At 58.8% G+C, this 13,520-nt stretch carries 9 protein-coding genes and 2 tRNA genes; 4 read left to right on the forward strand and 7 right to left on the reverse strand.

Annotated features, from left to right (window positions below; all coding sequences use genetic code 11):
• Positions 1 to 153: 153 nt before the first annotated feature.
• The gene (locus QRN38_RS00880; protein WP_057417822.1) at positions 154 to 1,569 is read right to left on the reverse strand and encodes a DUF4329 domain-containing protein; all 1,416 of its coding nucleotides are present in this window, start codon (positions 1,567 to 1,569) and stop codon (positions 154 to 156) included.
• Between the two features lie 266 nt (positions 1,570 to 1,835).
• On the opposite strand from QRN38_RS00880, the gene QRN38_RS00885 reads away from it, so the two are divergent.
• Positions 1,836 to 2,351, forward strand: a complete 516-nt coding sequence (locus QRN38_RS00885; RefSeq protein WP_057417821.1) for a cupin domain-containing protein — start codon at positions 1,836 to 1,838, stop codon at positions 2,349 to 2,351.
• Between the two features lie 72 nt (positions 2,352 to 2,423).
• On the opposite strand, the gene QRN38_RS00890 is transcribed toward QRN38_RS00885, so the two are convergent.
• From QRN38_RS00890 to QRN38_RS00910, 5 genes are all read right to left on the reverse strand, one after another.
• Positions 2,424 to 2,813, reverse strand: a complete 390-nt coding sequence (locus tag QRN38_RS00890) for a VOC family protein (protein ID WP_005770444.1) — start codon at positions 2,811 to 2,813, stop codon at positions 2,424 to 2,426.
• Positions 2,814 to 2,869: 56 nt separating this feature from the next.
• Positions 2,870 to 4,060 (reverse strand): CaiB/BaiF CoA transferase family protein, encoded by a 1,191-nt coding sequence (locus QRN38_RS00895; RefSeq protein ID WP_057417820.1) that lies wholly within the window; start codon positions 4,058 to 4,060, stop codon positions 2,870 to 2,872.
• A gap of 122 nt (positions 4,061 to 4,182) precedes the next feature.
• Complete coding sequence (locus QRN38_RS00900; RefSeq protein WP_005770439.1) at positions 4,183 to 4,578, reverse strand: hypothetical protein; 396 nt, start codon at positions 4,576 to 4,578, stop codon at positions 4,183 to 4,185.
• Positions 4,579 to 4,939: 361 nt separating this feature from the next.
• Positions 4,940 to 5,016 (reverse strand) — tRNA-Asp (locus tag QRN38_RS00905).
• A gap of 20 nt (positions 5,017 to 5,036) precedes the next feature.
• Positions 5,037 to 5,112: transfer RNA gene (locus QRN38_RS00910), tRNA-Val, on the reverse strand.
• Positions 5,113 to 5,283: 171 nt separating this feature from the next.
• On the opposite strand from QRN38_RS00910, the gene rdgC reads away from it, so the two are divergent.
• Positions 5,284 to 6,204: a recombination-associated protein RdgC gene (gene rdgC, locus QRN38_RS00915; RefSeq protein WP_005770437.1), complete on the forward strand. Its 921-nt coding sequence runs from the start codon at positions 5,284 to 5,286 to the stop codon at positions 6,202 to 6,204.
• A gap of 88 nt (positions 6,205 to 6,292) precedes the next feature.
• Positions 6,293 to 7,240, forward strand: coding sequence for a bile acid:sodium symporter family protein (locus QRN38_RS00920; RefSeq protein WP_057417819.1), 948 nt, complete (start codon positions 6,293 to 6,295; stop codon positions 7,238 to 7,240).
• Positions 7,241 to 7,877: 637 nt separating this feature from the next.
• Here the strand turns inward: QRN38_RS00920 and QRN38_RS00925 are convergent.
• Entirely contained in the window at positions 7,878 to 9,752 is a 1,875-nt protein-coding gene (locus QRN38_RS00925; protein ID WP_044392495.1) for an MFS transporter, read from the reverse strand.
• A gap of 243 nt (positions 9,753 to 9,995) precedes the next feature.
• Between QRN38_RS00925 and QRN38_RS00930 the strand changes: the two genes are divergently transcribed.
• Complete coding sequence (locus QRN38_RS00930; RefSeq protein WP_054089995.1) at positions 9,996 to 13,469, forward strand: hybrid sensor histidine kinase/response regulator; 3,474 nt, start codon at positions 9,996 to 9,998, stop codon at positions 13,467 to 13,469.
• Positions 13,470 to 13,520 lie beyond the last annotated feature (51 nt).

A 13,520-nucleotide genomic window follows, 5' to 3' on the forward strand; every position in this document is an offset into this window, starting at 1 on the left:
TCAGGCCGCCGCGATCAATGGCTACCGGCATGAGAGGGAGAAAAGGCCGATAAGTTCAGGTATCCAAAGGTTTTCCCGGATCGGCACTGGATTGTTCAGTCGCAGTTCAGTTTGTGACTCATCTGTGTAACGCGCAGGTTTGATGCAGAAGACTCACTGCACCGGGCTGACCAACCCGGCAACAGGCCAGCGCTCACTGGTCTGCAACACGCGAAGATGACCGGCACCCGCAACAAGACGGACATAGTCCTGCGCCCCCATCAAGCCCTCAGCGAGTTGCGCCTGAATGGACTCAGCCCCTGAATACACCCGCGATACGCGCCGCGACAGCTCAAGTTCCTGCTCCGAATGGCTGGGCGTGTAACTGAGCAACGCGCCATCGAGGGCAGAAAAATAGATTGCCGACATCTCGAACCCATAGCGAATGGGCAAATCCTTGGGACGCTTTGCAGGTTTGTGTCGATAACTGAACACGCGATGCAGGTCATCCGGCTCGAAGAACGGACGCTGCTCGCTGCGCCCGCCTTCCGCGGCCAGATTGGCGGAAGAAAAATACATCCCGTCAATACGGTAACCGGCAGGCAGAGGTGGCCGATAATAAGCATCCGGGTGGAAGACCGAGCAAGGCGCATAGACCGGATTACCCTCTTTAAGAATCGGCTCCGCAATCCGGTAGGTCCGTCTCACAGGGTTGAACAGCAGAAAACCGATGACCTGCGAATGAATGCGCGCATCGAGCCTTCCGTGGGCATAACGTGCGGCGTCATCGGCATGCGCGAACTCGCCGCTCAGGCTCAGCGCCTTGGGCGGCCACACTGCCTCGCAGACGGCGGGCGACCTGACAACCGCCGTATCGGCACCCTCCTTATCAGAGTAAGGCCGCCAGTCGCCGGTCACTTTGCCGACCTTGCCCCACAGGCGGCTGGGCACGACGACCTCCAGACGCCCCGCACGCGCCAGCAGACGAACCACATCACTGGGCATGAGCGTGAGGTTCTGCAGCGCTCTGTGAACCTGACTGAGCGTACTGAGGCTCGGCATGCTTGCCGGGCCGGCTACGCGTTTGAACAGCCGCTTTTCGGCCGCAGAACGGGACACTGTGTACTTGATCAATGACCCGTCAGGCCCGGACAGATAACTCGCCGGGCAGACATCCTGATCATCGATCACTGCATAGATATCACCGACCGAAAAACTGTTCGGATAAGTAGCCCTTTCACTTTCCGACCACTCAGGCAAACCGGCTTCAAGTGCCGGATGAGAGTGGTAGACCGCGTAATCGTTGTGCCCTTGCGGGTAGACCACATAACCCTCCTGATCATTGCGCGGAAACACTTCGTTGGGGTCGAAGCTGAACTCACTGCCGTTCATTGGCTCGGTCGCGACGTACTTGCCGTCGTCACGAACCAGAATGAAACCGCCGTACTCACGGTCTCGCCGGTTGCCGATTCGTTCATGAGCGTAACGAGCCGCATCATCAGGATGATCGAATGCTGCGCTGAGCGCCGGCATGGAGGAGTGTTCTTCGTCACCGACGGATCGCTTGATGCGTTTTGTTCTGAGGTGCATGTTTACAGCTCCTTGAGCCTGACTATAGAGAGCCATGAGCGTAAGGAAGGCTGAGCCGGCAAGTGACATAGATGAATACGACAGAGGGGATGAATACGACAACAGATCGCCTGAGCGACGCTCATCAACATGAAATTAAAGATAATTTTTAAGCGTTCCGGGATGTGGTTCGATTCGCTGCGTGGGCGAATCTGCCCAAACCCTGCGCCAGCTATCGCAACTGGCAATCAGGGCTCATGCAGTTTGTCGCGTTCAGGAACATGTTTATGCCATCGACCGCTCGATTTAGTCTGAAGATCCCTAACGCGCGCCAGCTGGCCGGCTGTGCCGCACTCGCTGCCGCAGTGATGCTGCCGGTCAGCGCGGCCCACGCCGCAAAACCACCCATCGTTGTGACCGAGGGAATCAAGGCTTTCAGGCTGTGCACAGGGCCCGACAACCTGTCTCACGTCATCGAAGGATCGATTGACCAGAAGGTCATGACCGATGTCAGCGCCTTGCACTTCAAGGAAACCCCGGCGCACTCGCAATACGACTGGCACGCCGCGCCAGAAGAGCAATACGTGATCACCCTTTCCGGTACCCTCGAATTTTCCACCACCGGTGGAGAAAATTTTGTGCTGCACCCCGGGGAAGTACTGCTGGCACAGGACACTACAGGCCCAGGCCATCGCTGGAAGCTGCTTGATGACCAGCCTTGGCGACGCGCCTACATCATCACCAAACCGGGCGAAAAAGCGGCCTTCGTGCCCAAGGCGGGGGCGGCCGACAAAGGGTGCTGATGATTTGACGTCAGTGTCGGGCTTGCTACGGGACAACCCGATCAAGACCGGCAAAACGCCCTGGAAGATAAATCAGGTGCGTGGATCAGCCAGTTCGGAAATCTCGATCAGGTTCAGGTCAGGGTCACGCACATACACCGAGCGGATCGGCCCGGTTGCCCCGGTACGCTCGACCGGACCTTCGACAATGGGCCATTCCTGATCCTGCAGATGCGCTATCACCTCTTCCAGCGCGATGCTGGCGATGAAACATAAATCCAGTGCACCCGGCACCGGCAAGTGGGCCTTGGGCTCGAACTCCTTGCCACGCTCATGAACGTTGATTTTCTGATTGCCAAAGCGAAACGCCAGGCGCCCCTGACGGAAGCGCTCAGGGGTCATACCCAGGATGCGCACGTAGAAATCCTTGCAGGCGTCAACGTCAGTGGTGGTCAGTACAATGTGGTCCAGATGATCAATCACGGGATCAGCTCCGTTTTGGAATGGAGTTCTGCTTACGATAGCAGCCATGCTTTGGATCAGATAATGCCAAGCCGACGCCATTCTTCGCGAGTCGCCGCATCGATACCGTGGGCTTGCAGAACCGCATCGGTGTGCTGACCCAATGTCGGCGCGGGCGATCTTATCTGCCCCGGCGTGTCCTGCAGTTTAGGCACGATACCCGGCACGGTGACGGGCGTGCCATCGTCCAGCGCGCTCTGCAGCAACATGTCCCGCGCCTGATAATGCGGGTCGCTGGCGATGTCGGCAGCGTCGTAAATCTTGCCTGCAGGGATACGCGCGTCGGTGAGCGCAGCAAGCACATCGTCCAGAGATCGCTCGGCAGTCCACGTCGAAATGGCGGCATCGATGCGCGCCAAGTGCCTGACCCGGCCGTCGTTGTGTTCAAGCTGGGGATCATTGGCCAGGTCCGGGCGACCGATCTTTTCCATCAGCCGACGGTAGATGCTGTCGCCGTTACCTGCAATCAATGCGTACTTGCCGTCATTGCAGCGGTAGGCGTTGGTCGGTGCGATGCCCGGCAAACTGCTGCCAGCCGGCTCGCGCACCGTATTGAACACTGAGTACTCGGGAATCAGGCTTTCCATCATGTTGAACACTGACTCGTACAGCGCGACGTCTATCTGCTGCCCTTCCCCGGCGTTCTGCTCACGGTGACGCAGGGCCAGCAGAATGCCGATCACGCCATGCAACGCTGCCAGCGAGTCACCTATCGATACGCCGACACGTACCGGTGTACGCCCGACCTCACCCGACAGGTGCCGCAAACCGCCCATCGCCTCGCCAATCACGCCAAACCCCGGCCGGTCACGATAAGGGCCGGTCTGCCCGTAGCCCGAAACACGCAGCATGATCAGCTTCGGGTTGAGCGCATGGAGGTCTTCCCAGCTCAGCCCCCAGCCCTCAAGCGTACCGGGACGGAAGTTTTCGACCAGCACATCGGCGTCTCGAATCAGTCGGCGGACCATCTCCTGCGCCTGGGGTTGACGCAGGTCGAGGGTGACCGACTGCTTATTGCGCGACTGCGCCGCCCACCATACGGAGGTGCCGTTGTGCAGCAAACGCCACTTGCGCAGCGGGTCACCGGTCAACGGCGGCTCGACCTTGATGACCTCGGCGCCGAACTCGGCAAGGATCTTCGCCGCAAAAGGTCCGGCTATGAGTTGCCCCAGCTCCACCACCTTGATGCCTTGCAGAGGTAGGTTCATGACACGTCCGTTCTTGTAAGGGAATGGACGAATGATCTGCGCAAATGCGGTGGATGGAAAGCCGGACAGTTGACGAGCTTCAGCTTCCGGCTAAAGCCCCGCCCACGACGAGGCTCACTCGATCAATTGCTGCAAGCCAGCTGAAAACTCATCGAAGAATCACCCGAAGCACCGCGCTTGCCCACCATGAGGCCCAATACATTGACTTCCTCTGCTGTAGCGGCGCCGCCCAACTTGGCGTGACCGTAGAACAGACGCTCATGATCACTGGTATCAATAGACGACACGGAACAGAAGCCAGGAGACTTTTTAAACTGGCCTTCCTTGAACAAGACTTTATAAGTTGCAAAGTAATCTTTCTGGCTGCTGTAACTTACGGACTTGATCCACGGGGACGACTGCGCAACGACATTGCCGTGCTGGTCGATCGTGGCGGTGTGCAGCACTGGCTTGGCCAAAGCACTTACAGACAGGGTCAACGCGGTGATACCCACCCACAAGGTTAAACGACTTTTCATATGCATTCCTTTACTTGATACAGTACCAAGTCGCCAGTATTTGGCAACTTTTTGAGTGTGAGGGATTTGATGTTCAGTAGCCCAACGGCTTGATGCATCAAACTAACCAACTCAGCTAATACCAGTAAAGAGAAGAAATCAAGGGCTAAACAGGCTACATTAATGAATGACTATGCAATTTCAATAAATAAGGAAATAACTTACATCGAGAAAGAAAGAGTCTTACATGATTGAGGATCAAAGCGTGAAGCCATGCACATCGAGGGCGAGCAGAAAGTTTCTGAACGGCGAAAAGCAGAAAGCCCGCACAAGGCGGGCTTTCTGTTTGCTTCAAGGAGTTCAAGGGCCTTGAAGCTGAATATGGCGCAGCGGACGGGACTCGAACCCGCGACCCCCGGCGTGACAGGCCGGTATTCTAACCGACTGAACTACCGCTGCGCGTAACACTAAAAGCGAGTTGGTGGGTGATGACGGGATCGAACCGCCGACCCGCTGCTTGTAAGGCAGCTGCTCTCCCAGCTGAGCTAATCACCCTTCACTCTCTGTGTGGCGCGCATTCTACGGAGCGACCTATAGTCTGGCAAGCACTTTTTTAAATAATTTTTATAATCCTTCCAAAGGCTTACAAACGCTCTGTGCAGGGTTGGCCCCAGCGGCTGAGGAGCGAATAATGCCCGCCTTTGTATAGAAAGAGAGATTCACCTCATGTGGTTCAAAAACCTGCTTATCTATCGCCTGACCCAAGACGTGCCTTTCGACGCCGAAGCGCTGGAGACAGCACTGGCGACCAAACCGGCCCGCGCCTGTGCCAGCCAGGAGGTGGCCACCTATGGTTTTGTCGCGCCTTTCGGCAAGGGCGAAGACGCACCATTGGTACACATCAGTCAGGACTTCCTGCTGATCGCTGCACGCAAGGAAGAACGCATTCTGCCGGGCAGCGTCGTACGCGACGCCCTGAAGGAAAAGGTCGACGAGATCGAAGCCGAGCAGATGCGCAAGGTCTACAAAAAAGAGCGCGATCAGCTCAAGGATGAAATCATCCAGGCGTTCCTGCCGCGCGCCTTTATCCGCCGCTCCGCGACCTTCGCCGCCATCGCACCCAGGCAAGGCCTGATTCTGGTCAACGCTTCCAGCCCCAAGCGCGCCGAAGACCTGCTGTCGACCCTGCGTGAAGTGATTGGCTCGTTGCCGGTACGCCCGCTGACCGTCAAGGTTTCGCCAAGTGCGACCATGACCGACTGGGTCAAGACCCAGAAAGCGGCCGACAACTTCTTTGTGCTGGACGAGTGCGAACTGCGCGACACCCACGAAGATGGCGGCATCGTGCGTTGCAAGCGTCAGGACCTGACCAGCGACGAAATCCAGTTGCACCTGAACACCGGCAAGGTCGTCACCCAGCTGTCGCTGGCCTGGCAGGACAAGCTGTCGTTCGTGCTGGATGACAAAATGGTCGTCAAACGCCTGAAGTTCGAAGACCTGCTGCAGGATCAGGCGGAGCAGGACGGCGGTGAAGAGGCACTGGGTCAACTGGACGCCAGCTTCACGCTGATGATGCTGACGTTCGGCGAGTTCCTTCCCGAGTTGTTCGAGGCGCTGGGCGGCGAAGAAATCCCGCAGGGGATCTGATCTCCTAACGCTGCTGCCTGCAACACCGCGCCGTCTTCTCAGACGGCGCATTCATTTCACACCTGATTTTTACAATAAGGAACAGACCATGCGCGCTTTGGCAGCCTTGAGTCGGTTTGTCGGTAATACCTTTGCTTACTGGGTGCTGCTGTTCGCCATCCTCGCATTCATGTTCCCGCAGGTTTTCATCGGCCTGAAAGGCTGGATCGTACCGCTGCTGGGGCTGGTCATGTTCGGCATGGGCCTGACCCTGAAGCTGGAAGACTTTTCCGAGGTGGCGCGTAACCCGTGGCGCGTGGCGCTGGGTGTGGTCGCGCACTTTGTCATCATGCCGGGCGTGGCGTGGTTGCTGTGTCAGGTGTTTCAGCTGCCACCGGAAATCGCCGTAGGGGTGATTCTGGTCGGCTGCTGCCCAAGCGGTACGTCGTCCAATGTCATGGCCTGGCTGGCCAAGGGCGATCTGGCACTGGCTGTCGCGATTGCTGCGGTCACCACCCTGCTCGCCCCTTTACTGACTCCGACGCTGATCTGGTTGCTGGCGTCGGCCTGGCTGCCAGTGTCATTTCTGGATATGTTCTGGTCGATCCTGCAACTGGTCATGCTGCCCATTTTGCTTGGCGTGGTTGCGCAGCGCCTGCTAGGTGCGCGGGTCCGCTACGCCGTGGACGTGCTGCCGCTGGTTTCGGTGGTGAGTATCGTGATGATCGTTTGCGCGGTGGTCGCCGCCAGCCAGGCGAAAATTGCCAAGTCGGGCCTGCTGATCATGGCGGTGGTGATCCTGCACAATACGTTTGGTTTTCTGCTGGGTTATTTCACCGGCAAGGTTTTCAAGCTGCCATTGGCGCAACGCAAGTCACTGGCGCTGGAAGTCGGCATGCAAAACTCCGGCCTGGGCGCGGCACTGGCCAGCGCACACTTCTCGCCATTGGCGGCGGTGCCGAGTGCGCTGTTCAGTGTCTGGCACAATATTTCCGGGGCGTTGCTGTCGACGTATTTCAGGAAGATGCCGGAGGAAGAGAATACGTCCGCTCGTTGATGCCAGTTGACTGTCGTTCCCACTCCGCGTGGGAATTCTGCGTCATACAGCGGTTCTGTGACATCAGGTGGATTGGGGTTCGGCTCAAGTCATCTTTTCGCCCCTCTGACTATCGTTCCTCACGCCCCGCGTGGGAATGCAGTTCGTGACGCTCTGCGTCACACGGAGGTTCTGCGGTGTCAGGTGGATCGGGGTTCGGCTCAGGTCACCTTTTCGCCCCTCGGCGACTCACTTTGAGGGACCAAAGTGAGCAAAGTCCCAGCTCCGTTTCCGGCCCGACTTCGTCGGGTTCCTTCGCCCTGTCACTGCTCCGGGGGTCGCCGCAACGGGCCATCCATGGCCCGGTGCGGCTAGCCTGGCGTCCTGCCAGGCTACCCCCGGATCAGCGCCAGGACTCAGCCGTCACTTACGTCGCACTCTGCGTCGTCTGTGCCACCGCGGTTGAAAAGCATTTCGGTGGTAGTTAATGCGATTTTGACTATCGTTCCTCACGCTCCGCGTGGGAGTGCAGTTCGTGACGCTCCGCGTCACACAGCGGTTCTGCGAGGTCAGGTGGATGTGGGTTCCAGCTCAGGTCACCTTTGGCCATCGTGCCAATCCGAAGTGATTGGCACGTCAGTTGTACAGAGCGTAAACGCTACTGCACTTTCCCTCTCAGCGCTTTCACCTCTTCGCGCACATCCACCGGCGTCGCGACATCGGCGGGTATGGGCGCACCCGCCACCAGCACCACGCGTGACCACAGGCGGCGGAACAGGGTCTTGCTCGGGTCACGGCTGAAGAAGCTGCCCCACAGGCCTTGCAGTGCCAGCGGAATGACCGGCACCGGGGTTTGCTCGATGATGCGGCTCATGCCGTTCTTGAAGCCGTTGATCTCACCGTCGGTGGTCAGCTTGCCTTCAGGGAAGATGCACACCAGCTCACCTTCCGCGAGGTACTGGGCAATGCGCTTGAACGATTGCTCGTAGATTTGCATGTCTTCGTTGCGCCCGGCAATCGGGATGGTCCCGGCAGTGCGGAAGATGAAGTTGAGCACCGGCAGTTGGTAGATCTTGTAATACATCACAAAGCGGATCGGTCGCCGCACCGCACCGGCAATCAGCAATGCATCGACAAAGGACACATGGTTGCAGACCAGCAATGCCGCGCCCTCGTCAGGTATCCGGTTCAAATCCCGGTGCTCGACGCGGTACATGGAATGGCCCAGCAGCCAGATCATGAAGCGCATGGTGAACTCGGGGACGATCTTGAAGATGTAGATATTCACGGCGATGTTCATCAGCGATATCGCCAGGAACAGCTGCGGAATCGACAGTTTGGCGAAGCTCAGCAACAGGATCGAAACAATCGCCGAAACCACCATGAACAGCGCGTTGAGGATGTTGTTGGCGGCGATGACCCGTGAGCGCTCTTTCACCGGCGTACGGGACTGGATCAGTGCATACAGCGGCACGATGTAGAAGCCACCGAACACGCCGATGCCCAGAATGTCGAACAGCACCAGCCAGCCCTGCCCGTAGGAAAGGATCGCCAGCCAGTCATTGGCCTGCACGTTCTGCGGGAAACCACCGGAATGCCACCACAGCAACAAACCAAAGATTGTCAGGCCCATCGAGCCGAACGGCACCAGCCCGATCTCGACTTTATGCCCGGACAACCGCTCGCACAGCAGCGAGCCCAGTGCGATACCGACAGAGAACACCGTCAGGATCAGCGTGACGACTGTTTCGTCACCGTACATCCACTCTTTGGCGTAAGCCGGAATCTGCGTGAGGTAGATCGCACCGACAAACCAGAACCAGGAGTTGCCGACAATCGAACGCGAAACGGCGGGAGTTTGCCCCAGCCCCATGCGCAGGGTTGCCCAGGACTGGGTGAAAATGTTCCAGTTGAGCTTCATTTCCGGCGAAGCGGCAGCGGCGTTCGGAATACCAAAACTGGCCACAAAACCAAGACACGCGACCAGCACAATCGCCGCCGACACTATCCAGCCGTAGTGAGAGGAGGACATCATCACCCCGGCACTGATGGTGCCGGCAAGGATCGCCAGAAAAGTCCCCATCTCGACCAGCGCGTTGCCGCCGACCAGCTCAGTCTCGCGCAGGTGCTGCGGCAGAATCGAATACTTGACCGGCCCGAACAGCGCAGAGTGCGTGCCCATTGCGAACAGGGCTGCCAGCATCAACTCCAGATGATTGAACAGAAAGCCCGCAGCCCCGACCGCCATGACGACGATCTCTGCGAACTTGATAATGCGGATCAGCTTGTCCTTGGGGTACTTCTCGCCGAACTGCCCGGCCAGCGCCGAGAACAGAAAGAACGGCAGAATGAACAGCAAAGCGCACAGGTTGACGTAGATAGAGCGATCACCATCGATGCTCAGCTTGTAAAGGATCGCAAGAATCAACGACTGCTTGAAGATATTGTCATTGAACGCCCCGAGGGACTGCGTGATAAAAAAAGGCAGGAAACGACGTTTCCCGAGCAAGCTGAATTGTGACTGTTGGCTCATCGTCCGTGGTCCTGAGAGGCTGGGGCGAACTGACGCAACCGCCAATCCGAGGCACATTGAAGACGTAACGACAGCGAATGTCGATAGGACATTTCTTTTTACACACTACGCCGCACTGATCTTCTTTGCAGACGCCTTTGACAAGGCCGCTGCGACACCCCGCCACGCTCGACCTTGGTCGACAAAGACGAACCGAGTGCATCGTGCGAGACTGCGCGCTATTGATACGGTGTGGAATTCGATATGTCGCTGTCCAGCGGGCTGATTGCGGCCGTTGCCTTGTCCTATATGGCCATCATGTTCGCGATCGCTTTCTATGGCGACCGCTACAGCGCATCGCTGCGCCCGACCATGCGCGCCTGGGTCTACAGCCTGTCGCTGGCCGTCTATTGCACCAGTTGGACGTTTTTCGGCGCGGTGGGTCAGGCCGCCGAACAGTTGTGGTCGTTCCTGCCGATTTATCTGGGGCCGATTGTGCTGATGGTGCTGGCGCCCTGGGTGCTGCAAAAGATGGTGCTGATCAGCAAGCAGGAAAACATCACCTCCATTGCTGACTTCATCGCGGCGCGCTATGGCAAGTCCCAGTCTCTGGCGGTGATGGTGGCGCTGATCTGCCTGATCGGCATGCTGCCGTATATCGCCCTGCAGTTGAAAGGCATCGTGCTGGGCGTGAATATTTTGATCGGTGCGGTGGCGGACTCCACCGGCACCCGCGCCCAGGATACGGCGCTGGTGGTGTCGCTGATTCTGGCGCTGTTCACCATCGTCTTCGGTGCGCGCAACCTGGACGTCACCGAACACCATCGTGGCATGGTTCTGGCCATCGCCTTTGAAGCGCTGGTCAAGTTGTTCGCGTTCATGGCGGTTGGCGTGTTCGTCACGTTCGGTCTGTATGACGGCTTCGATGATCTGTTCAATCAGGCCAAACTCGCACCGCGTCTTGAGGAATACTGGCAAGACACCATCAACTGGCCGTCGATGTTCGTGCAGACCGGCGTGGCAATGATGGCCATCGTCTGCCTGCCGCGGCAGTTTCACGTCACAGTGGTCGAAAACATCGAGCCTCAGGACCTCAATCTGGCGAAGTGGGTGTTTCCTGCCTACCTGGCGCTGGCGGCATTGTTCGTGGTGCCGATAGCGCTGGCCGGGCAAATGTTGTTGCCTGCCTCCATGCTGCCCGATTCGTTCGTGATCAGCCTTCCGCTGGCGCATGCTCACCCGTCACTGGCGCTGCTGGCCTTTATTGGTGGAGCTTCGGCGGCAACCGGCATGGTGATTGTGGCCTGCGTGGCGCTGTCGACAATGATTTCCAACGACATGCTGCTGCCGTGGCTGCTGCGCCGCAAGAACACCGAACGGCCGTTTGAAGCGTTTCGTTACTGGATGCTCTCGGTAAGGCGCATCAGCATTGTGATGATCCTGCTGCTGGCCTATGTCAGTTACCGGATGCTGGGCTCGACCGCGAGCCTGGCCACCATCGGCCAGATCGCCTTTGCCGCGATCACTCAACTGGCACCGGCCATGTTCGGCGCGCTGTACTGGAAGCAGGCCAATCGTCGTGGCGTGTTTGCGGGGCTGGCGGCAGGGATATTCATCTGGTTCTACACCCTCGTGCTGCCGGTGGCAGCGCATGGCATGGGCTGGTCGCTGAGCACTTTTCCGCTGCTGGAATGGTTGCACAGCAACCCGTTTGACTTGCCCATTTCGCCCATGACGCAAGGCGTGGTGCTGTCGATGGCCGGTAACTGCACGCTGTTCGCCTGGGTGTCGATGTTGTCGCGCACCCGCGTTTCCGAGCACTGGCAGGCGGGTCGCTTCATCGGTCAGGAAACCCAGGGCCGTGACTACAGCCGCCCACTACTGTCGGTGCAGATCGAAGACCTGCTGAGCCTTTCGGCACGCTTCGTCGGTGAAGACCGGGCACGCCAGAGCTTTATTCGCTTCGCCTACCGGCAGGGCAAGGGCTTCAACCCCAGCCTCAATGCCGACGGTGAATGGATCGCGCACACCGAACGCCTGCTGGCGGGCGTACTGGGCACGTCGTCGACCCGCGCCGTGGTCAAGGCGGCCATCGAAGGCCGTGACATGCAACTTGAAGACGTGGTGCGCATCGCCGATGAGGCTTCCGAAGTCCTGCAATTCAACCGTGCATTGCTGCAAGGCGCCATCGAGAACATTACCCAGGGCATAAGTGTGGTCGATCAGTCGTTGCGGCTGGTGGCCTGGAATCGTCGTTATCTGGAACTGTTCAATTACCCCGAAGGCCTGATCAGCGTTGGTCGGCCGATTGCCGACATCATTCGCTATAACGCCGAGCGCGGGCTGTGCGGGCCTGGGGAGGCGGAAGTTCACGTGGCGCGGCGCCTGCACTGGATGCGCCAGGGCCGTGCTCATACTTCCGAACGCCTGTTCCCCAATGGTCAGGTAATTGAACTGATCGGCAACCCGATGCCGGGCGGCGGCTTTGTCATGAGCTTCACCGACATTACCGAGTTCCGCGCAGCGGAGCAGGCGCTCAAAGGCGTCAATGAGAGCCTTGAACAGCGCGTGGCCGCCCGTACCCACGAGCTGTCGCAGCTCAATCAGGCGCTGACCGAAGCAAAGGGCACTGCCGAAGCGGCCAATGAATCGAAAACCCGTTTTCTGGCAGCGGTCAGCCATGACCTGATGCAGCCGTTGAATGCGGCACGGCTGTTTTCCGCTGCGCTGTCGCATCAGCAGGACGACATTTCCAGTGAAGCGCAGCAACTGGTGCAGCACCTGGACAGCTCGCTGCGTTCTGCCGAGGACCTGATCAGCGACCTGCTGGATATATCCCGCCTGGAAAACGGCAAGATCACCCCGGACTGCCAGCCATTTTCGCTCAACGCGTTGTATGACACGCTGGGTGCCGAGTTCAAGGCGCTGGCTCAGGAGCAGGGTTTGAAATTCCGCGTGCGGGGCAGCTCGCTGCGCATCGACAGTGACATCAAGCTGCTGCGTCGGATCCTGCAGAACTTCCTTACCAACGCCTTCCGCTATGCCAAAGGACCGATTCTGCTGGGCGTCAGGCGTTGCGGCGACAGCCTGAGCCTTGAAGTCTGGGACCGTGGGCCGGGGATTCCCGAAGACAAGCGCAAAGTGATATTCGAGGAGTTCAAGCGCCTCGACAGCCACAAGACCCATGCAGCCAAGGGGCTGGGCCTGGGGCTGGCGATTGCCGATGGCTTGTGCCGCATTCTCGAGCACCCGTTGCAGGTGCGCTCCTGGACCGGCAAGGGCAGCGTGTTCAGCGTGCGGGTGCCGCTGGCCGCCGCGCAGGCACCGATGCCGGTACTGCAGACCGAAGTCAGCCGACCCGCACTGAACGGTACGCAAGTGCTGTGCATCGACAACGAAGACAGCATCCTGATCGGCATGAACAGCCTGCTGACTCGCTGGGGCTGCCAGGTCTGGACCGCCCGCAATCGTCAGGAGTGCGAAGCGCTGCTGAACAATGGCGTGCGGCCACAGATTGCGCTGGTGGATTACCACCTCGATGAGGGTGAAACCGGCACAGAACTGATGGCCTGGCTACGCACCCGTCTGGGTCAACCGGTGCCGGGCGTGTTGATCAGCGCCGACGGCAGGCCGGAGCTGATTGCTCAGGTGCATGCCGCCGGGCTCGATTACCTGCCCAAGCCGGTCAAGCCAGCAGCGCTGCGAGCACTGTTGAGCCGGCATGTGAATCTGGACTGAGAAAGGGCTTACGGTTGTTCGCCGCGACAGCGAACAACCGCATCAAAGCCG

The sequence above is a fragment of the Pseudomonas sp. CFBP2511 genome (genome assembly GCF_030209255.1).
GTDB classification, from domain to species: domain Bacteria; phylum Pseudomonadota; class Gammaproteobacteria; order Pseudomonadales; family Pseudomonadaceae; genus Aquipseudomonas; species Aquipseudomonas avellanae.

Coding starts and splice junctions, on each gene's coding strand:
- QRN38_RS00900 (WP_005770439.1), bottom strand. CDS start 4,578: ATGAAAAGTCGTTTAACCTTGTGGGTGGGTATCACCGCGTTGACCCTG.
- QRN38_RS00880 (WP_057417822.1), bottom strand. CDS start 1,569: ATGCACCTCAGAACAAAACGCATCAAGCGATCCGTCGGTGACGAAGAA.
- QRN38_RS00930 (WP_054089995.1), top strand. CDS start 9,996: ATGTCGCTGTCCAGCGGGCTGATTGCGGCCGTTGCCTTGTCCTATATG.
- QRN38_RS00920 (WP_057417819.1), top strand. CDS start 6,293: ATGCGCGCTTTGGCAGCCTTGAGTCGGTTTGTCGGTAATACCTTTGCT.
- QRN38_RS00925 (WP_044392495.1), bottom strand. CDS start 9,752: ATGAGCCAACAGTCACAATTCAGCTTGCTCGGGAAACGTCGTTTCCTG.
- rdgC (WP_005770437.1), top strand. CDS start 5,284: ATGTGGTTCAAAAACCTGCTTATCTATCGCCTGACCCAAGACGTGCCT.
- QRN38_RS00895 (WP_057417820.1), bottom strand. CDS start 4,060: ATGAACCTACCTCTGCAAGGCATCAAGGTGGTGGAGCTGGGGCAACTC.
- QRN38_RS00885 (WP_057417821.1), top strand. CDS start 1,836: ATGCCATCGACCGCTCGATTTAGTCTGAAGATCCCTAACGCGCGCCAG.